20 protein-coding genes are annotated in these 20,407 nt (G+C 73.4%); 5 read left to right on the top strand and 15 right to left on the bottom strand.

Translation table 11 applies throughout. The features are described 5' to 3' along the window. Positions 1 to 8: 8 nt before the first annotated feature. From purB to OJ254_RS25070, 8 genes are all read right to left on the bottom strand, one after another. Positions 9 to 1,442, bottom strand: a complete 1,434-nt coding sequence (gene purB, locus OJ254_RS25105; RefSeq protein ID WP_265364187.1) for an adenylosuccinate lyase — start codon at positions 1,440 to 1,442, stop codon at positions 9 to 11. Positions 1,443 to 1,586: 144 nt separating this feature from the next. After that, complete coding sequence (locus OJ254_RS25100; RefSeq protein WP_265364186.1) at positions 1,587 to 3,566, bottom strand: bifunctional serine/threonine-protein kinase/transporter substrate-binding domain-containing protein; 1,980 nt, start codon at positions 3,564 to 3,566, stop codon at positions 1,587 to 1,589. A gap of 77 nt (positions 3,567 to 3,643) precedes the next feature. Further along, positions 3,644 to 4,468 carry an SGNH/GDSL hydrolase family protein gene (locus tag OJ254_RS25095; protein ID WP_265364185.1) on the bottom strand — a complete coding sequence of 275 codons (825 nt, stop codon included), beginning with the start codon at positions 4,466 to 4,468 and terminating at the stop codon, positions 3,644 to 3,646. 565 nt (positions 4,469 to 5,033) lie between these two features. Then, the gene (locus tag OJ254_RS25090; RefSeq protein ID WP_265364184.1) at positions 5,034 to 6,041 is read right to left on the bottom strand and encodes a hemolysin family protein; all 1,008 of its coding nucleotides are present in this window, start codon (positions 6,039 to 6,041) and stop codon (positions 5,034 to 5,036) included. Beyond that, a complete protein-coding gene (locus OJ254_RS25085; protein ID WP_265364183.1) occupies positions 6,038 to 7,378 on the bottom strand; it encodes a hemolysin family protein in 1,341 nt (446 codons plus the stop codon). The genes OJ254_RS25090 and OJ254_RS25085 overlap by 4 nt, the downstream gene beginning before the upstream one ends. A 224-nt stretch (positions 7,379 to 7,602) precedes the next feature. Beyond that, the gene (locus OJ254_RS25080; RefSeq protein WP_265364182.1) at positions 7,603 to 8,025 is read right to left on the bottom strand and encodes a GNAT family N-acetyltransferase; all 423 of its coding nucleotides are present in this window, start codon (positions 8,023 to 8,025) and stop codon (positions 7,603 to 7,605) included. 59 nt (positions 8,026 to 8,084) lie between these two features. Beyond that, positions 8,085 to 8,975, bottom strand: coding sequence for a TIGR03621 family F420-dependent LLM class oxidoreductase (locus OJ254_RS25075; RefSeq protein ID WP_265364181.1), 891 nt, complete (start codon positions 8,973 to 8,975; stop codon positions 8,085 to 8,087). 75 nt (positions 8,976 to 9,050) lie between these two features. After that, on the bottom strand, positions 9,051 to 10,517 hold the full coding sequence (locus OJ254_RS25070; RefSeq protein ID WP_265364180.1) for an APC family permease: 1,467 nt from the start codon (positions 10,515 to 10,517) through the stop codon (positions 9,051 to 9,053). Between the two features lie 165 nt (positions 10,518 to 10,682). Between OJ254_RS25070 and OJ254_RS25065 the strand changes: the two genes are divergently transcribed. Further along, a complete protein-coding gene (locus tag OJ254_RS25065) occupies positions 10,683 to 10,946 on the top strand; it encodes a toxin-antitoxin system HicB family antitoxin (RefSeq protein ID WP_265364179.1) in 264 nt (87 codons plus the stop codon). Beyond that, positions 10,943 to 11,314 (top strand): fic family toxin-antitoxin system, toxin component, encoded by a 372-nt coding sequence (locus tag OJ254_RS25060; RefSeq protein ID WP_265364178.1) that lies wholly within the window; start codon positions 10,943 to 10,945, stop codon positions 11,312 to 11,314. Before OJ254_RS25065 ends, OJ254_RS25060 begins: the two co-directional genes overlap by 4 nt. A 90-nt stretch (positions 11,315 to 11,404) precedes the next feature. On the opposite strand, the gene OJ254_RS25055 is transcribed toward OJ254_RS25060, so the two are convergent. Beyond that, entirely contained in the window at positions 11,405 to 12,076 is a 672-nt protein-coding gene (locus OJ254_RS25055; RefSeq protein WP_265364177.1) for a class I SAM-dependent methyltransferase, read from the bottom strand. Positions 12,077 to 12,137: 61 nt separating this feature from the next. Further along, positions 12,138 to 12,920, bottom strand: a complete 783-nt coding sequence (locus OJ254_RS25050; protein ID WP_265364176.1) for a class I SAM-dependent DNA methyltransferase — start codon at positions 12,918 to 12,920, stop codon at positions 12,138 to 12,140. A gap of 161 nt (positions 12,921 to 13,081) precedes the next feature. Here OJ254_RS25050 and OJ254_RS25045 point away from each other — a divergent pair, with 161 nt between their 5' ends. Further along, complete coding sequence (locus OJ254_RS25045) at positions 13,082 to 13,519, top strand: hypothetical protein (RefSeq protein WP_265364175.1); 438 nt, start codon at positions 13,082 to 13,084, stop codon at positions 13,517 to 13,519. Here OJ254_RS25045 and bioD read toward each other — a convergent pair. The 3 genes from bioD to bioB all read right to left on the bottom strand — a co-directional run bounded on the left by bioD (position 13,516) and on the right by bioB (position 16,716). Continuing rightward, positions 13,516 to 14,205 (bottom strand): dethiobiotin synthase, encoded by a 690-nt coding sequence (bioD, locus tag OJ254_RS25040; protein WP_265364174.1) that lies wholly within the window; start codon positions 14,203 to 14,205, stop codon positions 13,516 to 13,518. The genes OJ254_RS25045 and bioD overlap by 4 nt on opposite strands. Before the next feature lie 62 nt (positions 14,206 to 14,267). After that, a complete protein-coding gene (locus OJ254_RS25035) occupies positions 14,268 to 15,572 on the bottom strand; it encodes an adenosylmethionine--8-amino-7-oxononanoate transaminase (RefSeq protein WP_265364173.1) in 1,305 nt (434 codons plus the stop codon). Further along, positions 15,565 to 16,716 carry a biotin synthase BioB gene (bioB, locus tag OJ254_RS25030; RefSeq protein ID WP_265364172.1) on the bottom strand — a complete coding sequence of 384 codons (1,152 nt, stop codon included), beginning with the start codon at positions 16,714 to 16,716 and terminating at the stop codon, positions 15,565 to 15,567. Before bioB ends, OJ254_RS25035 begins: the two co-directional genes overlap by 8 nt. 153 nt (positions 16,717 to 16,869) lie before the next feature. On the opposite strand from bioB, the gene OJ254_RS25025 reads away from it, so the two are divergent. Together OJ254_RS25025 and OJ254_RS25020 are read left to right on the top strand one after the other, a co-directional pair. Further along, positions 16,870 to 18,078 (top strand): 8-amino-7-oxononanoate synthase, encoded by a 1,209-nt coding sequence (locus OJ254_RS25025; protein WP_265364171.1) that lies wholly within the window; start codon positions 16,870 to 16,872, stop codon positions 18,076 to 18,078. Between the two features lie 237 nt (positions 18,079 to 18,315). Continuing rightward, positions 18,316 to 18,744 (top strand): ATP-binding protein, encoded by a 429-nt coding sequence (locus OJ254_RS25020; protein WP_265364170.1) that lies wholly within the window; start codon positions 18,316 to 18,318, stop codon positions 18,742 to 18,744. A gap of 106 nt (positions 18,745 to 18,850) precedes the next feature. Here OJ254_RS25020 and OJ254_RS25015 read toward each other — a convergent pair whose 3' ends face one another. Together OJ254_RS25015 and OJ254_RS25010 are read right to left on the bottom strand one after the other, a co-directional pair. Then, the gene (locus OJ254_RS25015; RefSeq protein ID WP_265364169.1) at positions 18,851 to 19,498 is read right to left on the bottom strand and encodes a GNAT family N-acetyltransferase; all 648 of its coding nucleotides are present in this window, start codon (positions 19,496 to 19,498) and stop codon (positions 18,851 to 18,853) included. 57 nt (positions 19,499 to 19,555) lie between these two features. Further along, a complete protein-coding gene (locus OJ254_RS25010; protein WP_265364168.1) occupies positions 19,556 to 20,029 on the bottom strand; it encodes a C40 family peptidase in 474 nt (157 codons plus the stop codon). Positions 20,030 to 20,407: the final 378 nt, after the last annotated feature.

Here is a 20,407-nt window from a genome sequence, read left to right as displayed (position 1 = left end):
CTCCCGGGTCAGAGGATCGCGCCCGGGGTGTAGCCGGCGGCCTCCGGGTGCTGCTTGGCGATCTCCTCGATCCGGGCGACGACCGACGCCACCTGGTCGGCGGCCGCACCCGTGAACGACAGCTTGTCCGCCATCAGCGCGTCCAGCTGCGCCCGGTCCAGCGGAATCCGGGCGTCCGCCGCCAGCTTGTCCAGCAGCTCGTTGCGCTCGGCGCCCTGCTCGCGCATGGCCAGCGCGGACGCCACCGCGTTCTCCTTGATCGCCTCGTGGGCCTCTTCGCGGCCCACCCCGGCGCGGACCGACCCCATCAGGACCTTCGTCGTGGCGAGGAACGGCAGGTAGCGGTCCAGCTCGCGGGCGACGACGGCGGGGAACGCACCGAACTCGTCGAGCACCGTCAGGAACGTCTCCAGCAGCCCGTCCAGCGCGAAGAACGAGTCCGGCAGGGCGACCCGGCGCACCACGGAGCAGGACACGTCGCCCTCGTTCCACTGGTCTCCGGAGAGCTCACCGGCCATCGAGGCGTAGCCGCGCAGGATCACCATCAGGCCGTTGACGCGCTCGCAGGAGCGGGTGTTCATCTTGTGCGGCATCGCCGACGAGCCGACCTGGCCGGGCTTGAAGCCCTCGGTGACCAGCTCGTGCCCGGCCATCAGCCGGATCGTCTTCGCCAGCGACGAGGGGGCCGCGGCCAGCTGCACCAGCGAGGTGACCACGTCGTAGTCCAGCGAGCGCGGGTAGACCTGGCCGACGGACGTGAAGGCCTGCCCGAAGCCGAGGTGCCCGGCGATCCGCTGCTCCAGCTCGGCCAGCTTCGCCGCGTCGCCGCCCAGCAGGTCCAGCATGTCCTGCGCGGTACCCACGGGGCCCTTGATGCCGCGCAGCGGGTAACGGGAGAGCAGGTCTTCCAGGCGCGCGTACGCCACCAGCAGCTCGTCCGCCGCCGTCGCGAACCGCTTGCCGAGCGTCGTGGCCTGCGCGGCGACGTTGTGCGAGCGGCCCGCCATCACCAGCTCGGCGTGCTGGGCGGCCAGCGAACCCAGGCGCGCCAGCACGGCGACCGTGCGGTCCCGCATCAGCTCCAGCGACAGCCGCACCTGGAGCTGCTCGACGTTCTCGGTCAGGTCGCGGGAGGTCATGCCCTTGTGGACCTGCTCGTGGCCGGCCAGCGCGTTGAACTCCTCGATCCGCGCCTTCACGTCGTGCCGGGTGACCTTCTCGCGCTCGGCGATCGACGCCAGGTCGACGTCCTCCAGGACCCGCTCGTAGTCGGCCAGCGCCTCCTCGGGGACCGCCACCCCCAGGTCCTTCTGGGCGCGCAGCACGGCGAGCCACAGCTTCCGCTCCAGCTTGACCTTGTACTCGGGGGACCAGAGCACGGCCAGCTCCGCGGAGGCGTAGCGGCCGGCCAGAACATTGGGGATGCGAGGCTTCGCAGACACAGCAGTCACGTGGTCAGAGTCTACTGGCGATTCGCGCAGGCCAGCGCCCCGGTCCCGGCTGTGCGTTCCTACAGGCGCGACGGCCCCGGCCGTGCGACCGGCCCGCACGCTCCCGGAACGCCCGGGCCGGGGCCGCGGCCCTCCCTACGCGCCCCCGTTGACGACCGCCCGCCGCACCGCGCCGCCCTCGACGTACCACTTCTTGAGGATCTTCGCGTACTCGCCGTTCTTGATGAGGACGTCGAGGGCTCCGCGCAGCGCGTCGCGCAGGGCCACGCGGTTCTTGGCCACCGCGATGCCGTAGAGCAGGGGGTCGAGCTGCTCGCCGGCGAGTTCGAGGACGCCGCCGCCCGAGAGGGTGGCGGCGGTCTGCGCCGCCACCGGGAAGTCGTCGAGGCCGGCCGAGGACCGGCCCTTGGCGATGTCGTCGTAGACCTCCGCCTGCGAGTCGAACTCCCGGATCCTGATCCCCTTGGCGGCCTTCCGGCCGAGCGCGTCCACGTAGTCGCGGGCCACGGAGCCGCGCTGGACGGCGACCGTCCTGCCGGACAGGTCCGCGGGGTTGTGGATGCCCTCCGGGTTGCCCTTGCGGACCACGAGCACGAGCCCGGCCCGGAAGTAGTCGACCAGGTCGACGCCGCTGCCGGTCTTCGTTCCGCCCGCGCGCCCCTGCTGCCGCCCCTTGGTGTCGGCCATGGCCGACATGACCAGGTCGAAGCGGCCCGCGGCCAGCCCGGCGAGCAGGGAGTCGAAGACGGCGTTCTCGAACGTGACCCGCACACCCAGTTCGCGACCGAGGGCGTGCGCGAGGTCGACGTCGACTCCGGCGGGCTTGCCGTCCCTGACGAACTCCATGGGCGCGTAGGCGATGTCCGAGCCGACGGTGATCGTGCCCTTGTCGCGGATCTCCTGCGGCAGCCGGCGGGACGGTTCCGGGGAGCCGGCGGGCTGGTCCCCGGCGGTCGCGCCACTGGCGCGGTCCTCGCCCTCCGGCCACAGCGCCCAGCCCAGCGCCCCGGTGCCGGCCAGACCCCCGACGACGGACAGCGCGGCGAGCACCCGGCGCCGGCTCGGGGCCGGGGCGGCGGGCGGCGGGGGCGTGGCGGTGTGCGCGGGCCAGGCCGTCTTCGCGACGGGCGACGGCGGGGGCGGCGGACCGTCCGGACGCGCACTGGTCGGCAGCTGGTCGAACGGCACGCCGGCCGGCGCCTGGGCCGGCGGCCGCGCGAAATCGGCCGCCGACCTGGGATCGGCGAGCTGCGCGGACAGACGGCGCAGCTGCACGGCGACGGGGGCCGGCAGCCAGTCGCCGTACGGGCCGGGCGCGCCCACCCGCGCCATCAGGGCGGGCAGCGCGGGCCGCCGCTCCGGCTCCTTGGCCAGACAGGCCGCCGCCACCTCCGACAGGCCGTCCGGGAGACCGTCGAGCCGCGGCTCCTCGTGCACGGTGCGGTACATCAGGATCTGCGGCTCGGCGCTCCCGTACGGGCCGGCACCGGTCGCCGCGAACACGATCACCCCGCCGAGCGCGAACACGTCCGCCGCGCCCGTGACGTTCGGGCCCGTCATCACGAGCTGCTCGGGCGCCATGAAGCCCGGTGTGCCGAGGGCGGTGCCGGTCGTCGTCAGGGCGGTGTCCGCGGCCGAGTACGCGATGCCGAAGTCGATCACCCGCGGCCCCTCGGCCGTGAGCAGGATGTTCGACGGCTTGAGGTCGCGGTGCACCAGGCCGTGCGCGTGCACCGCCGCCAGGGCCTGCAACAGGCCCGCCGTCAGCAGCCGCACCGCCCGCTCCGGCAGCGCCCCGCAGTCGTGCACGGCATCGGTCAGCGAGACACCCGGCACGTAGTCGGTCGCCATCCACGGCACGTCGTCGTGCGGCGCGGCGTCGACCACCGGCGCCACGAACGGCCCGCCCACCCGCCGGGCGGCGGCCACCTCACGGGCGAAACGCGTCCGGAAGCCCCGGTCGTCGGCGAGTTCGGACCGCGCGGTCTTCACCGCCACCGTCCGCCCGTCCGCCGCCCGGCCGAGATACACCCGGCCCATGCCGCCGCCCCCGAGCAGCCCGACGATCCGGAACGGTCCGATCTGCCGCGGATCGCCCTTGGTCAACGGTCGCACCCACTACCCCCACCCCGTGCCAGCGCTTGTGCCCGGCAGTATTCCGCACCCGGCTCATCCGGTGGTCCGCGGCTGCCTCAGGACCCGACGCGGCCCCATCCGGTCACCGGGCCGGGGGCCGTGTGGTCCGCCGGGCCGACCCAGAAGGCCGTGCCCAGCTCAGGGCTCACATGGGCGCCTTTCCGGCCGTCGCCCGAGGAGCGGCCGGAAAGGCGCCGGCCTATCCAGGGCACGAGATGCTCGCGCGCGAAACGCAGGTCAGCGGTCCGCCGGGCCCGCCAGCCCGGCGGTGCGGCCGCCGGCAGCGGGGCGTCCCAGTCCGACTCGGCGGGCAGCCCGAGCGCCTGCCAGACCGCCTCAGCCACCCGGTTGTGCCCCTCGGCGTTCAGATGCAGCCGGTCGTCCGCCCACATCCGAGGGTCGGCCAGCGCCTTCGACGCGTAGAGGTCCACGACCAGCGCGCCGTGCCGGGCGGCGATCTCGTCGATCCGCGCGAAGAGCTGCTCCATCCGCGGCCGGAAGCGCTCCAGTACGGGCCCCTGGCGGCCCGGGCTGCGCATCAGCACCAGCCGGCCGCCGCCCTTCACCAGCAGCTCGGCCGCGGTCTCCAACTGCGCGCAGACCTGGGCGACGTCGCACTTCGGGCGCAGGACGTCGTTGAGCCCGCCCACCAGCGTCACGAGGTCCGCGCCCATCGCCGCGGCCGGGCCGCACTGGTCGTCCAGGATCTGCCCGATCAGCTTGCCGCGCACCGCGAGGTTGGCGTACCGGAAGTCCGGCGTCCGCGCCGCCAGCCGCGCGGCGAGAAGGTCGGCCCACCCACGGTAGGAGCCGTCGGGAAGCCCGTCGGACATTCCTTCGGTGAAGCTGTCGCCTACTGCGACGAAACTGTTGTACGGCACATGTGGATGTTAGCCCCACGTACTTGTCTGCGGCGCCGCGGTTGTTGCTCGCCGTTGCGCTTTGCGGCGCCCCCGCACGTACTTGGCCGTCCCGCCGCGGTTGTTGCTCGCCGTTGCGCCTGCGGCGGGCTGGGTTGTGGTGGGTGCGGTGACGGGCCTGCGGGGCCGGTTGTGTGGACTGCTGACGCTTTACGTCCACACAACCGGCCCCTCCGGCCCGTCCCCTCCCGTGAGGGGGAAGAAAACGACGGTGGGGGTGCACGTAATGCCCACCCGCGCCCAGCCAACAGACAACGCACGCCTCCAACCAGCTTTTACCTCCCACTCACGGGAGGGGCTGGACCGGAGGACGAAGTCTGGAGGGCCGGCACCGCACCCGACAACACCACGCCCGCCGCCAGGCGCAACGGCGAGACGCCCCGCGACGGGACGGCCAGGTACGTGCGGGGCGCCGCAAAGCGCAACGGCGAGCGAGCCCCGCGGCGGGACAGACGGGTACGTACGGGGCGCCGCAAAGCGCGCAACGGCGAGCAACACCCGCGGCGGGACGGCCAAGTACGTGGGGTTATTGAAGAACAAGCTCCCGCAGGACGTCCTCCATCGTGACGAGCCCGGCCAGGCGGCCGTCGTCGCCGATGACGGCCGCGAGGTGGGTGCGGGAGCCCCGCATGGCGGTCAGGACGTCGTCCAGTGGTGTCGCGGCGCGGACGCGGGCGATGGGGCGGAGGGCCGAGACGGGGAACGGGACGTTGCGCGGGGCGGCGTCCAGCGCGTCCTTGACGTGGAGGTAGCCGAGGATGCGGCGGGTGTCGTCGACGACCGGGAAGCGGGAGAAACCGGACTCCGCGGCCAGCTGCTCCAGCTCCTCGGCGGTGATGCCCATCCGGGCCGAGACCACCCTCTCGGCCGGGAGGATCACGTCCCGGACCGGGCGGCGGCCGAGCTCCAGGGCGTCCCGGAGGCGTTCCTGGGCCCGCTCGTCGAGGAGTCCGGCCTCCCGGGAGTCCTGGACCATCCGTGCCAGCTGGGCGTCCGAGAACGTCGCGGCCACCTCGTCCCTGGTCTCCACCCGGAGCAGCTTGAGCAGCACGTTGGCGAACGCGTTGACCGCGAAGATCACCGGACGCAGCGCCCGGGTCAGCGCGACCAGCGGCGGCCCGAGGACGAGCGCGGTGCGCACCGGCTCGGCCAGTGCCACGTTCTTCGGGACCATCTCGCCGAAGAGCATGTGCAGGTACGTGGCCAGGGCCAGGGCGATCACGAACGAGATCGGGTGGACCAGCGCCTGCGAGATGCCCACCGCGTGGAAGACCGGTTCCAGCAGGTGCGCGATGGCCGGTTCGGCGACCGCGCCCAGGACCAGGGTGCACAGGGTGATCCCGAGCTGGGCGGCCGCCAGCAGCGCCGACACGTGGGAGAGCCCCCACATCACGCTGGTCGCCCGCCGGTCCCCGCGTTCGGCGTACGGCTCGATCTGGCTGCGGCGCACCGAGATCAGGGCGAACTCGGCGCCGACGAAGAAGGCGTTGACAACCAGCGTCAGCAGGCCGACGAACAGCTGGAGCGCGGTCATCGGGCGGTCTCCGTTCCCTCGTCGGTGCTGCCCGGCAGCGGGGCGTGCAGCAGCACCCGCGCCGCGCGGTGGCCGGAGGCGTCCAGGACGTCCATCGTCCAGCCGGCCACCTCCAGGTGGTCACCGGCGACCGGTATCCGGCCCAGCTCGGTGGCGATCAGCCCGGCCAGCGTCTCGTACGGGCCCTCCGGGACCCTGAGGCCGATGCGTTCCAGCTGGTCGGTGCGGGCGCCGCCGTCGGCCTGGTAGACGCTGCGGCCCTCGGCGTCGGAGCCGGCCGGGGCCAGGTCGGGGGTCTCCAGCGGGTCGTGCTCGTCGCGGACCTCGCCGACCACCTCCTCGACGATGTCCTCCAGCGTCACCACGCCGGCCGTGCCGCCGTACTCGTCGATGACCACGGCCATCGTGCGCCGGCCGGACAACCGGTCCAGCAGCCGGTCCACGGTCAGCGTCGTCGGGACCAGCAGCGGCTCGCGGAGCAGTTCGGAGACCGGGTGGCGCAGCCGGCGCTCGGCCGGAATGGTCAGGACGTCCTTGATGTGCGCCACGCCGACGACGCTGTCCAGGTTGCCGCGGTAGACCGGGAAGCGGGACAGCCCGGTCGCCCGGGTCGCGTTGGCGACGTCCTCGGCGGTGGACTGCACCTCCAGCGCCACCACCTGGACCCGCGGGGTCATGACGTTCTCCGAGGTCAGATCGGCGAGGTTGAGGGTCCGGACGAACAGCTCGGCGGTGTCCGCCTCCAGTGCGCCCTCCTTGGCCGAGTGCCGGGCCAGCGCGACCAGCTCCTGCGGGCCGCGGGCCGAGGCGAGCTCCTCGGCGGGCTCCAGGCCCATCCGGCGGACGGTGCGGTTGGCGGTGTTGTTCAGGTGCCGGATGAACGGTTTGAAGGCGGCGCTGAACCCGCGCTGGGCGGTCGCGACCTTCTTGGCGATGCTCAGCGGGTGGGAGATCGCCCAGTTCTTGGGGACCAGCTCGCCGACCACCATCAGGACGACCGTGGAGATCGCGGTGCCGAGGACCAGAGCCACCGACTCCGCCACCCCGCGCGGCAGCCCCAGGTCGCCCAACGGGCCCGCCAGCAGCGTGGCGATGGCCGGCTTGGACAGCATGCCGATGACCAGGCCGGTGACGGTGATGCCGAGCTGGGCACCGGAGAGCTGGAAGGTCAGGCCGCGGACCGCCTTCAGCGCGCTGTCCGCCCCGCGCTCGCCGCGCTCGGCGGCGCGTTCGAGCTCGCTGCGCTCGACGGTCGTCAGCGAGAACTCGGCCGCGACGAAGACACCACAGGCGAGGGTCAGGAGGAGCGCCACGCCCAGGAAGAGCAGGTCGGTCATCGGGTCACCTCCGTCCCATGCTGAAACAGGACGGGGAGGTTCGCGCATCGTCGCCGGAATGCTCGACAACTGGGAGGGTCGCCCATGGCTGGACGCTCACACACCTTTCGCTCGTGGCCGGGAAGGACAATGGTAAAGGATAGGCAAAGTGGGTGGGTGTGAGGAGAGCCCGCCCCGCGGGTGGCGGGGCGGGCTCCGGGGTGACGGGTTCCTTCCGGCGGTGCTCAGGCCAGCGGCTTCGTCCAGCGCCGCCACTGCTCCTCGCGGCGGTAGCCCGCCGCCGCCCAGGCGTGCTGGGCCCGCTCGTTCGCCACCAGCACCATGGCGTCGCCGCGCCGCCCGCCCAGCTTCACGAAGCGCTCCTCGGCCGCGGCCAGCAGCGCCTTCGATATGCCCCGCCGGCGGTGCGACGGATGCACCGCGAGCCGGTACAGCGACGCCCGCCAGCCGTCCCAGCCGGCGATCACCGTGCCGACCAGGGTGCCCTCCATCTCGGCCAGCAGCAGTGCCTCCGGGTCCCGCTCGATGAGGCGCCGCACCCCGTTCACGTCGTCGCTGATGCTCGTGCCCTCGGCGGCCGCCGCCCAGAAGCCGAGCACCGCCTCGGCGTCGGAGGGAACGGCCGGCCGGATATCCATGTCGATCATGCCGAGAGCCAAGCAGCCGCGTCCCCCGGCCCGCCACCGCATTCCGTACCCCGGGACGGTCAGCTGCCCCGCAGTTCCTCCATCACCGGAGCGAACTCCTCCAGTGCGGAATCCAGGACCGTGAGGTACGAGAAACCGAACCGCTCGCGGTGCTCCCGCAGCTGCTCGGCCATCTGCCGCGGGGTGCCGATCAGCAGCGTCGGCACCTCCAGCGCCTGCTCCTCGTCCAGTCCGATGCCGCGGGCCGCGATCTCCCGGGCGACCGCCCGCCGGTCGTGGGTGTTCCGCACCTGCTGGACCAGGAGGTTGCGCTCGGCCGGCTCCGGGCGGCCGGCCGCGTACCCCTCGTAGCGGGCCACCGACGCCGCCAGTTCGTCGGCGGGCATCAGTTCCAGGGTGCCCTCCGGCCTGCCGGGTGCCTGGCGGCCGCCGGTGAACGCCGCGATCTCGGCGTGTTCGGCCGCCAGCCGCAGCATCCGCGGACCGTTCCCGCCGACCAGCAGCGGCGGCCGGGGCCGCTGCGCCGGCCGCGGCACCTGGTCCGGGTCGCCCAGCAGCCGGTCCAACTCCCCGATGGTGCGCACCAGATGGTCCACCCGTTCGCGGGGCGACCCCCAGGGCAGCCCGGCGGTCTCGTGCTCGGCGCGCACGTACCCGGTGCCCAGCCCCAACTCCAGCCGGCCGCCGGTGAGCGCGTCGGTGGTCGCCACCTCGCGGGCCAGCAGCGCCGGGTTCCAGAACCCCGCGTTGAGCACGAACGTGCCCACCCGCGGCCGTTCGGTGGCCTCCGCCGCGGCGATCAGCGCGGGGAACGGCGCCGGCATCCCGAGGTGATCCGGTACGAGCAGGACGTCATAGCCCAGCTCCTCGGCCCGGCGGCACTTGCGGCGCCAGGAATCCCCGGCCTCCAGCGTGAGCATGTTGACGCCGAAGCGGAACGGACGTGGCATGGAACCCCCTCATCGATGCGGTGACCGGTGGCGGTCGCGACCGGTCAACGCCCATGCAAGCACGGCCGGTTCGGGTCAGGGCGTCCGGCTGTCCGCCGACGGGGCCCGCCACCGCTGCACCAGATACCCGGCCGCCGCGATCGCCAGCAGCACCGCGACCGTGCCGAGGGTGAACGCCTCGAAGGTGAGCCGGGAGACGCCCCAGGTGGCCCGGAAGTCGTAGTGGAACCCGACGAGGCGCTCCAGCGTGCCGGGGAACAGCGCCACCCAGCAGCCGAGCAGGATCCAGGCGTAGACGAGCAGGGCGGCGACCGTGAACCCCCGGGTGCCGAACGGGACGTGGTACGGGCGGGGCACCGCCGGGTGGCGCAGACGAAGGGCCAGCAGGGCGGGGATCACGGCGATGTACGACAGCAGCAGGGTGGTGATGGCGACGGTGAGCACCACCCCGAAGATCGCCGAGGCGTCGCCGTGCGCCAGGTTCATCGACGCCGCCATGAAGAGGGTGGCGGTGACGCCGGACAGCAGGTTCATCCGGACCGGGGTGCCCAGCCGCGGGTGGAAGGCGCCCAGCGCCCGGGTGAAGAACCCGCCGTCGGCGGCGGCCATCGCCTGCATCCGGTCCGCGACGATCATCCAGGCGCTGCCCTGGGTCAGCAGCGACAGCGCGAACAGCACGGCGACGCACGACAGCAGCGGTCCGCGCCAGCTCCCGTAGATCCCGAAGACCAGCCGGGCGGCCTCCATGAAGCCGCCGACGCCGGTGACCCGGCCGGCCGGGGCGGCGGACAGGATGGCCAGCACCGGCAGCAGGTAGCAGCAGGTGGCGACGGACGCGGAGACCGCGATCGCGACCGGTACGTCGCGCCGCGGGTCGAGCATCTCGTCCCCGGCCGCGTTCGGCGCCTCGAACCCGACGAACGCGAACAGCAGCACCGGGACCAGCGCCAGGAACCCGGCCGCGGTGGGCGCGAAACCGGCCGCCTCCAGGCCGCGGAAGCCGTGCTGGAGGCCGTACGCCACCGCCGTCGCGGTGAAGAAGGCCAGTGCCAGGACCTTGGCGCCGGCGCCGGCGGTGGTGATCCACTTGCCGCGGCGCAGCGAGATCACCGCGGTGAGGATCGCGATCCAGATGAAGACCAGCTTGAAGGCGTAGTCGGCCACCGTGCCGGTGCCGAGCGGAAAGACGAAGCCGTCCCAGGCCTGGGCGGCCAGGAACACCAGCGAACCGCCGAGCCAGACCGGGTTGGTCACCCAGTAGAACATCGTGGTGAGCGCGGCCGGCAGCCTGCCGAAGGCGACCTCCACCCACACGTACGGACCGCCCTCCTGCGGGAAGGCGGCGCCGGTCTCGGCGAAGATCAGCGCGTACGGCAGCAGGAACGCCACCACGATCACCCCGATCCAGGTGACGGCCTGGCCGCCGCCGGCGGCGATCTGCCCGATCACGTCGAAGGAGATCACCGCGGCGATGCCGATCGCCATGATGTCGAAGCGCCGCAGGCTGCGCTTCAGATGCGGCACGGGAGCGGGCACGGACACGGCGGTGGTCCTCCTGACGGCCGAGCGGTCGTGGACGGTCCGGACGCACAACGGATCACATCGTGCGCCATCCGCCCCGGCACCCCCGGCAGCGGCACGCGGACCGCGGCCCGGGCGCACCGGCGATGCTTGCGGGTGCTAGCGCGAGCGCGCTAGCGTGAAGGAGTGGCGAAGACACAGCTGAACGTCCGGGTGGACGAGGCCACTGCCGAAGCGGCGCGGGAGCGCGCCCTGCAGCGGGGAGTGAGCATGAACCGCTACATCGAGGAGCTCGTCCTGCGCGACGCCGGCGAGGTGGGCCAGACCTTCGTCGAGGCCGCCTCCGACTTCATGAAGCAGTACGAGCGGGTCTTCGCCGAGGAATTCGCCCGGGACGCCGGCAGCGCGCCCGGCCCCGCCGACCGCGAGGGACAGCCGGGCACGACGTGACGCTGCGCATCGACCTCGCCTGGCTCCTCCTGATCGCCGAACACCACACCCCCGGGGACCCCCAGGTCACCGACTGGGGCGCCCTGGTGGCCGCGGTCAGCCGCCACGACGCCGAGATATTCGGCGTCCCGGTCTACCCCGACCCGCCGGACCGCGCCGCCGCGCTGCTCCAACTCCTGCTCCAGGTACCGGCGTTGGAGCGCTCGAACGCGATGTTCGCGACCGCCGTCGCCTACGGCTACCTCGTCGCCAGCGGACTGAAGATCGCCACCTCGCCCGAGCGGGTCCGCGACCTCGCCCGGCTCGTCAAGGAGGGCACCGCGGACGTCCACGCCATCGCGGACGAACTGCGCACCTGGATCCTGTGACACGACGGCCGGTTCCGCGGTGGAGCCGGTGGCCGTCGGCAGCGCGGCCCGGCCCGGCCCGTTCCGTCCGGCCCGTTCCGCCCGGCGCGGTCAGTCGGCCGGCCGTCGCGCCAGCCCCAGCACCGCCGGCGAGGTCGGCAGCGTCGGGCCGTGCTCCGGGACCTTCAGCCGCCGTACCCGCACCACCTCGAAACCGGCCGCCCGGATCTCGCCCAGCGGATCCCGGCCGGTGTGGCAGCCGCCCATCAGCAGCGGCCACACCGTGTGGTCCAGCGACCACTGCACCGCCGCCAGGCCGCGCCCCGCGGCCCGCCCGTGCTCGAAGAACCGCAACTCCCCGCCGGGCCGCAGCACCCGCCGCAGCTCCGCCAGCGCCCGCCGGGTCTCCCGTACGGAACACAGCACCAGCGACGCCACCGCCGTGTCGAACGCCTCGCTCTTGACCGGCAGTGCCTCCGCCACCCCCGGCACCAGGTCCACCGGCACCTCCGCCCGGGCCGCCGCCGCCCGCGCCACCTGGCGCAGCGTCGGCTCCGGCTCGATCGCCACCACCTCCGAGACCGTCCCCGGATAGTGCGCGAAGTTCAGCCCGGTGCCCGCGCCGACCTCGATGACCCGGCCGGTCGCCCCGGTCAGCAGCTCCCTGCGGAGCCGGGCCACCCCCGCCCGCGCATCCGCGGCCGGCCCGCAGCAGGTCGCGTAGAAGCGGGCGAAGACCGGGTGGTGGACGGTGCCGAGCGGAACTCCCCTGCGCTGCCTCATGACGACCCCTTTTCCCGTTTCCCGCGCCTTTTCCCGCGCTGCCCGATGCCCGCTGCTGCTGTCAGTCTCCCCAGCCGGGGGCGCGCCGAGTCCCGGCCGGCGCGGCCCGGCAGAGGGTGATGATCTCCGGGGCGTCCGCGGTGAGCGGGCCGCGGTCCCAGTCGCCGTACTGCTCCTCGACGGTCAGCCCCGCCCCGGCCAGGCGCTCGCCCAGCGTCCGGGCGTCGAGGAACCGCAGACTGCTCCGGCTCACCCGCGGCCGTGCGCCGTCCGGACCGCTGAAGGTCTCCGAGAAGTGGACGACGTCCCCGCGCACCGGCAGGTCGACCCGGTGGGCGACGCGCACCGTGACCCCGTCCGTGTCGGTCACCTCGACCGCCCGGTCCGGCGTCCACCGCTCCCAGGGCCGCACGAGCGGATTACGGGTCTCGAAGGCGAACCGGCCGCCGTCCGACAGCGCGGCGCGGACCGCGGCCAGCGCACCCCGCAACTCGTCGTCCCCGACGAGGACTTGGAAGGCGTGCCCGGTCATCACGACCAGGTCGAAGACCGGGCCCGGACGGTTCCCGCCGGCCAGCGACAGCGCGTCGCCGGCGAGCCATTCGACGTCGGTGCGCCGTCGTGCGCGCGCCAGCATCCCGTCCGCCGGATCGAGCCCGCACAGCCGGCCCCGATGGCCCAGCGCCCGGGCGCGGTGCAGCAGCGTGCCCGTACCGCAGCCGACGTCCAGGACGGAGGCCGCGGACATCACCAGGTCCAGAGAGAAGTCGTCGCCCGGCCCCCAGGGGTTGAGGAGGTCGTACCACTGGGCGAGGCTGCGGTCCGCGTACGCGAAATCCACCATCCCCGCAGTGTGCCCGTGGACCGGTTCGACGGCTCGCCGATTTCCGCCCGGAAGATCCCGTATGATCGGCCGTCAAACCGAACAACTGTCGCAGTCGCCGCGCATGCGGAAATCCTCCGCCATGCCCGACCATGGCGACCGCGCAGGGGGGAAGGAACACGATGAAGTCGATCACGTCGACCCGTTTCGGGCGCCGTCTCGCCGGTACCGCCGCCGCCACGCTCCTGCTGGGTGCCGGCGCCCTGGCCGCCGCGCCGTCCGCGGCGGCCAAGGCCAACCTGCTGACCATCAACAAGGTCACGCTGCACGAGCCGGGCCTGCAGGCGAAGGTCACGTACTCCTGTGACGAGGGCATGGACCACCAGCTGGTCGCCAACGCCACCAAGCTCAACACCACCGGCCACGAGGAGTCGATCGCCGCCGGCACCATCAAGAAGGCCAAGCTCATCTGCGACTACGCCGACCACACGGCACAGGTCACCCTGCGCCCGGCCGTCGGCTCGCACTTCGCCAAGGGCGACAAGGTGAAGCTGAGCGTCTTCTACTTCGACGAGGACGGGTTCAGCTACGCGCAGACGGAGACCGTCGCGGTCGTCTAAGGCGCCTTGGTGCCGCCGAGCTCCGGCGTCAGCCACTTCGGGGCTGCCGTCCGGAAGGCGCTCGGCGGCAGTGCGCCGGAGCCTTCCGGGATCACACCCAGCAGCGGGGCCCCGGCGGCTTCCGGAAGGTCCGTCAGATTGCAGCGGGACGCCAGATCGGGGTCGGCCGGCCAGCTGCCGACGACGATACCGGGGGAGTCGAGACCGTAGTGGCGCAGCGCCAGCGCGGTCAGCGCGGTGGAGTTGAGGGTGCCCAGCCCGGCCTGGACGACCACCAGTACGGGGGCGTCCGCCAGCCGGGCCGCGTCGGCGAGGGTGTGGCCCTCCGCGTCCAGGCGTACGAGCAGTCCGCCGGCACCCTCGACCAGTACCAGGTCGTGCGAGGCGGCCAGCTTGGCGGCGGCCTCGGCGATCTCCCGCGGTCCCACCGGCGGCAGCCCGGCCCGCTGGGCGGCCGTCGCGGGCGCCAACGGATCGGGATAGCGGGCGAGTTCCACGGTGGTGACCGGGCCGGCCAGCCGCTCGACCTCCGCCGCGTCACCCGTCTCGTCCGCGGTGACCCCGGTCTGGGCGGGCTTGAGCACCGCCACCGAACGGCCCCGGGCGAGCGCGGCCGCCGCGATCGCGGCCGTGGTCACCGTCTTGCCGATCTCCGTGCCCGTACCGGTCACGAACAGCACCGACATCTCTTCGTCACTCCTCATCGGCCGTGGGCCGTGTCGTTCGGATCGTCCCGGGCGCCCGGTCGTCAGCCCTCGCGCGCCGCGGCGCACACCGCGTCGCAGATCCGCGCCACCTCGTCGTCACCGGTGATGTACGGCGGCATGGTGTAGATCAGATCCCGGAACGGCCGGAGCCAGACGCCCGCACCCACGGCCGCCCGGGTCGCGGCCGCCATGTCCACCGCATGGTCGAGCTGCACCACGCCGATCGCGCCGAGCACCCGCACGTCACGTACGCCGGGGAGCTCCGCGGCGGGCGCCAGCCCGGCCCGCAGCCCGGCCTCGATCCGCTTGACCTCCTGCGCCCAGTCCTGCGACAGGAGCAGCTCGATCGAGGCGTCGGCGACCGCGGCGGCCAGCGGATTGCCCATGAACGTGGGGCCGTGCGCCAGCACCGGCAGCTCGCCGCGGGAGATCCCGTCCGCCACCGCCGTGGTGCACAGCGTCGCGGCCAGCGTCAGATAACCGCCGGTCAGCGCCTTGCCGAGGCACATCACATCGGGTGCCACCGCCGCGTGCCCGGCGGCGAAGAGCGCGCCGGTACGGCCGAAGCCGGTGGCGATCTCGTCGAACACCAGCAGCACGTCGTGCGCGTCGCAGGCCTCCCGCAGCACCCGGAGGTACTCGGGGGAGTGGAACGACATCCCGCCCGCGCCCTGCACCACCGGCTCCACGATCACCGCCGCCAGCTCGTCGGCGTGCCGGCCGATCAGCTCGCGCAGATGGTCCGCGTACGCCGGGTCGGCCGGGGCGTCGAAACCGGGCGGCGGGGTGTCCGCGAAGAGCTGCCGCGGCAGCACCCCCTGCCACAGCTCGTGCATCCCGCCGTCCGGATCGCACACCGACATCGGCTGCCAGGTGTCGCCGTGGTAGCCGCCCCGCCAGGTCAGCAGCCGCTGTTTGCGGGGCCTGCCCAGGGAACGCCAGTACTGCAGGCACATCTTCACGGCGACCTCGACCGACACCGAACCGGAGTCGGCCAGGAAGACGTGCTGCAGCGGTTCCGGGGTGATGTCGACCAGCCGCTTGACCAGCCGTACCGCGGGCTCGTGGGTGAGCCCGCCGAACATCACATGGCTCATCCGCTCCAGCTGGCCGCGGGCGGCGTCGTTGAGCACCGGGTGGTTGTAGCCGTGCACCGCCGACCACCAGGAGGACATCCCGTCCACCAACTCGTCCCGGCCCTCGGCCGGTTCGGCCAGCCGCAGCCGGACGCCGGAGGCCGACTCGACCAGCAGCGGCGCGGCGGTCCCGGGCATCGGCCCGTACGGGTGCCAGACGTGCTGCCGGTCCAGGGCGAGCAGTTCGCGGGGGCCGAGCGGCTCAGGCATTGGGCGGGAGGTCGGTGCCGGCGCCGCGGCGGCGCACCGACACCAGATCGCGGCGGGCCTCGTCGGACGGGGCGGGCACGGTGGCGGCGGGCACCTCGGCGTCCTCCGCGGGGGCAGCGGCCGCCGTCCCGCCGCACGGCCGGCGGTGCTCGGGCAGCGTCGTGGTGTCCGTGCCCTCCACCTCGAAGCCGGCGTCCGCGATCATCGCCAGGTCGTCCTTGCCGGCCTGGCCCTCGCTGGTCAGGTAGTCGCCCAGGAAGATGGAGTTGACCAGGTGCAGGGCCAGCGGCTGCAGACTGCGCAGATGCACCTCGCGGCCACCGGCCAGCCGCACCTCGATGTCCGGGCAGACGAACCGGACCATCGCCAGGATGCGCAGCGCACGCTGCGGGGTGAGGTTCCACTCCTTGGCGAGCGGGGTGCCCTCGAACGGGATCAGGAAGTTGACCGGCACCGAGTCCGGGTCCAGCTCGCGCAGCGCGAACACCACGTCGACGAGGTCGGCGTCGCTCTCGCCCATCCCGGCGATCAGCCCGGAGCAGGCGGACATGCCCGCGGCCTGGGCCTGCTGGACGGTGGAGACCCGGTCGGAGAAGTCGTGCGTGGTGCAGATGTCGCCGTAGGTGGCTTCCGAGGTGTTGAGGTTGTGGTTGTAGGCATCGGCACCCGCCGCGCGCAGCCGCTCGGCCTGGCCGTCGGAGAGCAGCCCCAGGCAGGCGCACACCTCCACGCCCTCGTTCTGCTCCTTGATCGCGGCGATGGTCTCCGAGACCCGGTCCACGTCCTTGTCCGTCGGGCCGCGGCCGCTGGCCACCAGGCACACGCGCTTGGCGCCGCCGGCCAACCCGGCGGCGGCCGCCTTGGAGGCGTCATCGGGCTTCAGCCAGGTGTACTTGAGGATCTCGGCCTTCGACCCCAGCCGCTGCGAGCAGTACGAGCAGTCCTCGGGGCACAGGCCCGACTTGAGGTTGACGAGGTAGTTGAGCTTGACCCGCCGCCCGAACCACTGGCGGCGCACCTTTCCGGCCGCGGCCACGACGTCGAGCAGTTCGTCATCGGAAGTCGCCAGCACGGCCAGCGCCTCTTCGCGGGTCGGCAACTCGCGCCGCAGTCCCTTGTCCACCAGTGTGTTCAGCAGGTCCATGGCGATGATCCTGTCCTACGCCCCCGCCCCGGCCAAGGAGGATTCCCACAACGCGCGCCGATCGGGGTGTGTGTATCGCCACACCGTGGCCGTGCGGAACGACCGCTAACGTCTATCGACAGCCCACAATCGAGCCCCCGACGAAGGACGCCGATGCCGCAGGACTCCGCCCCGCCGCTGCCGCGCGACACCACGGCCCCGACCGCCGCCGGACCGGCGCCCGGCTCGGCCTTCGACTGGCTCGACACCGCCCGCGCCGAGCGCCAACGGGCCGGCCTGGTGCGCGCGCTGCGCCCCCGTCCCGCCGACTGCCCGCTGCTCGACCTGGCCGGAAACGACTATCTCGGACTCTCCCGGCACCCGGAGGTCACCCACGCCGCGGCCGAGGCCGCGCAGCTCTGGGGCGCCGGCGCCACCGGCTCCCGGCTGGTCTCCGGCAGTACCGAGCTCCATGCCCGGCTGGAGGCGGAACTCGCCGCGTTCTGCGGCTTCGAGGCGGCTCTGGTGCTGTCGTCCGGATATGCCGCGAATCTCGCCGTGGTCACCGCGCTGACCGCACCCGGCACCCTGGTCGTCTCCGACGCCGGCAACCACGCCTCCCTCATCGACGGCTGCCGGCTCTCCCGGGCCCGCACCGAGGTCGCCCCGCACGCCGACCCCGAGGCCGTACGCGGTGCCCTGGCCGGCCACGCCGGGCGGGCGCTGGTGGTCACCGACTCGGTGTTCTCGGTCGACGGCGATGCCGCACCGCTGCCCGCACTGGCCGCCGCCTGCCGGGCGCACGGCGCCGCGCTGCTCGTCGACGACGCCCATGGCCTGGGCGTCCTCGGCGACGGCGGCCGCGGGGCGCTCGCGGCGACCGGGCTGGCCGGGGACGGCGACGTGGTGGCCACCGTGACGCTCTCCAAGTCGCTCGGCTCCCAGGGCGGTGCGGTGCTCGGCCCGGCCCGGGTCATCGAGCACCTGGTCAACACCGCCCGGACGTTCATCTTCGACACCGGCCTGGCCCCCGCCGCGGCCGGTGGCGCGCTGGCCGCGCTGCGGCTGATCGGCCGCGAACCCGGGCGCCCCGCCCGGGCCGGGGAGGTCGCCCGCGAGCTGCACCGCCGGCTCACCGAGGCCGGTCTGACGGCGGTACGGCCGGACGCCGCTGTGGTGTCCGTACGCGCCCCGTCGCCGGAGGCCGCGGTCCGCTGGGCCGCCGACTGCCGCACGGCCGGCCTCGCCGTCGGCTGCTTCCGGCCGCCGTCCGTACCGGACGGGATCTCCCGGCTGCGGCTCACCGCCCGCGCGGACCTGACGGATGATCAGCTAGACCAGTCGGTGGGCACGATCGTCGCCACCGCGCCGCCGATGATCTGATCCCTGGTGACGGTGGGTGACGGGCACGGCGTCCCACATCCGCTCTTCCGTCGCAGAGTTCACCGCTTCGGGCGATAGGTATCTGTATATGTTGGCGGATCGAGCCCCACACCGGGGGCACGGGTGGCAGTCTGGCGCTCCGGCAGAAGTCCGAGGCCGAATCGTTGACCCGAGCGGCACGCCGGCTCCCCGGTCAGCGGACGGAGCCGGCCTCGGTGGGAAAGGGACGGCGTCGCGATGGCAGACCACCAGGAATCCTCACTCACCCTGCCGAGCGCCCCGGAATCGGTCCGCCTCGCCCGCCGGCACGCCCTCGCGGTGCTCACCGAATGGGGTCTGCCCGCCGCTTCCGTCACCGCCGACGCGGTGCGCCTGATCGTCTCCGAACTCGCGACCAACGCCGTCCAGCACACCTTCGGCCAGTCCCCGACCTTCACCCTCGAACTGCTCCTGGACCGCGACGAGGAGCTGTGCGTCGGCGTCACCGACAGTCATCCGCGCCGCCCGCGCCGGCTGCCCGCCGCGGTCCAGCAGGACAACGGCCGGGGGCTGGTCATCATCCGCTTCCTCGCCGCGGAGGCCGGCGGCCGGCTCTCCGTCGTCCCGACCGAAGCGGGCGGCAAGACCGTCTGGATCAGCCTGCCCTGGCGGGTCGCGGTCGGCTGAGGGCGGCGTCGGAACGGGACAGCACCGGGACGCCTGCACAACGACGCCTGCGCAACGACGCCTGCTCGGCGACGCCCGGTCGACGACGCCGGCTCCCGGCACCGGATCAGCCGCGTCCGCCGGGCGGCACCATCAGCACCTCCGCGCCCACCGGTACGAACCCCGCGGCCAGCAGGGCGCGGACGCTGCGGGCGTTGCCGGGGGCGGCCTGGGCCCAGAGGCGTTCGCCCGCCGGTATGAGATGGCGGGCGGCGTGCGCCAGCCGGCGGCCGAGCCCGCGGCCCTGGGCGGCGCCCTCGACCTCCATCGCCAGCTCCCACCGGCCCGCCACGCCGCGGCCGATGACCAGCGTCCCGCCGTCGCCGGTCGTCCAGGCCCGCACCTCGTCGCGGTGGCGCAGCGCCCGGACGATCCGCGGATGGCTGCGGTCCGTCGTCTCCACCAGCTCCAGCGGCGGCGGTCCGGGCAGTGCCTCGGCGGCCGTGGCCAGGTCGATGTTGTTGGCCTCGCGGCCGGTCCGCTCACCCAGCGCGGTCAGGAACGGCGGGCTGAGCGGTCCGGCGAGGTCGCCGGGGGCTATCCGGTCGTGCACCCAGGACGGCTCCACGTCCGCGAACACCACGGCGTGGCAGGTGAACGACACCACGCCCACGTCCCGCGGGGACGGCTGGGGCAGCACCGTCACCGAACCGTCCGCGGGCGGGAAGCTGCCCCGCGCGGCGGCCGTCAGCACCTTGCTCAGTTCCGAAGTCACCCCGTCAAATTACCGGGACCCACTGACAATTGACCGGGCATCCGGCGTCGTCGCAGCTCAGCGCACCCTTCCGTACGAGACCGCGCGACTCCAGATCTTCTCCAGCCGCACCACGCTGCCGGCCTTGGGCGCATGCCACATCCGGCCCTGGCCGGCGTAGATGCCGACGTGGTAGATGCCGTTGCCCGAGTGGAAGAAGACCAGGTCCCCGCGCCTCCGGGCGGAGGACGGGATGTGCCGGGTGCGGACGTACTGCTGCGCGGCGGTCCGCGGCAGGTCCCGGCCGGCGCGCTTGAACGAGTACAGCGTGAGGCCCGAACAGTCGAAGCGGTACGGCCCCATCGCCCCGTACTGGTAGGGCGAGCCCCGCTTGGAGGCCGCGATCCGCAGCGCATGGGCGGAGACGGTCGCGGCCTCGGCGTCGGCGGTGGTTCCCGGGGCGAGCGTGGTCCCGCCGAGCGTCGCCAGTGCCAGCGCGGACACGGCGCCGGCGCGGGCCAGCAGATGCGGCGTATGCGTGCGCACGGTCATGCGCAAACCCTTCGTCAGCCGCCTGCGAAGGAAGACCTGTCGGGTTCGGGCAGGCGAGGATGCCCGGCCGTTCGCACGGCTTCACCCCAAGGAGTCCGTCGGGCCGCACGGGCCCCGGACCCCGTACTGCTCGGGTCCTCCGCTCCCGCCGATCCACACGCATCGACCGGACATCCGGCACGGCGGCGGGATTAGGCGCCCGGCCGGACCGCCCCGTCGCTGTGGCGGGGTCTTGTCGTCGAAGGGATCCTCACGCACTCGCCACCCGAATTCCGAGTTGAAAATGCCGCATGTGACATGCGCCACATTTGAGCCAAATGGTGGGATTTGCCCCATTGCAGGCTTGGGAGTCGCCTGCGGCACCCCCCGGACCTGGGG

Origin of the sequence: Streptomyces endophytica (genome assembly GCF_026153355.1) — a bacterium.
Classification (GTDB): domain Bacteria; phylum Actinomycetota; class Actinomycetes; order Streptomycetales; family Streptomycetaceae; genus Streptomyces; species Streptomyces endophytica.
The sequence above is the reverse complement of the archived record's forward strand: the minus strand, read 5'-3'. Positions and strand labels throughout refer to the sequence as shown.

Excerpts from the sequence above, each read along its gene's own strand:
- OJ254_RS25090 (WP_265364184.1), bottom strand. The coding sequence starts at position 6,041 with ATGACCGCGCTCCAGCTGTTCGTCGGCCTGCTGACGCTGGTTGTCAAC.
- OJ254_RS25085 (WP_265364183.1), bottom strand. The coding sequence starts at position 7,378 with ATGACCGACCTGCTCTTCCTGGGCGTGGCGCTCCTCCTGACCCTCGCC.
- OJ254_RS25080 (WP_265364182.1), bottom strand. The coding sequence starts at position 8,025 with ATGATCGACATGGATATCCGGCCGGCCGTTCCCTCCGACGCCGAGGCG.
- OJ254_RS25075 (WP_265364181.1), bottom strand. The coding sequence starts at position 8,975 with ATGCCACGTCCGTTCCGCTTCGGCGTCAACATGCTCACGCTGGAGGCC.
- OJ254_RS25055 (WP_265364177.1), bottom strand. The coding sequence starts at position 12,076 with ATGAGGCAGCGCAGGGGAGTTCCGCTCGGCACCGTCCACCACCCGGTC.
- OJ254_RS25050 (WP_265364176.1), bottom strand. The coding sequence starts at position 12,920 with ATGGTGGATTTCGCGTACGCGGACCGCAGCCTCGCCCAGTGGTACGAC.
- OJ254_RS25045 (WP_265364175.1), top strand. The coding sequence starts at position 13,082 with ATGAAGTCGATCACGTCGACCCGTTTCGGGCGCCGTCTCGCCGGTACC.
- bioD (WP_265364174.1), bottom strand. The coding sequence starts at position 14,205 with ATGTCGGTGCTGTTCGTGACCGGTACGGGCACGGAGATCGGCAAGACG.
- OJ254_RS25035 (WP_265364173.1), bottom strand. The coding sequence starts at position 15,572 with ATGCCTGAGCCGCTCGGCCCCCGCGAACTGCTCGCCCTGGACCGGCAG.
- bioB (WP_265364172.1), bottom strand. The coding sequence starts at position 16,716 with ATGGACCTGCTGAACACACTGGTGGACAAGGGACTGCGGCGCGAGTTG.
- OJ254_RS25025 (WP_265364171.1), top strand. The coding sequence starts at position 16,870 with ATGCCGCAGGACTCCGCCCCGCCGCTGCCGCGCGACACCACGGCCCCG.
- OJ254_RS25020 (WP_265364170.1), top strand. The coding sequence starts at position 18,316 with ATGGCAGACCACCAGGAATCCTCACTCACCCTGCCGAGCGCCCCGGAA.
- OJ254_RS25010 (WP_265364168.1), bottom strand. The coding sequence starts at position 20,029 with ATGACCGTGCGCACGCATACGCCGCATCTGCTGGCCCGCGCCGGCGCC.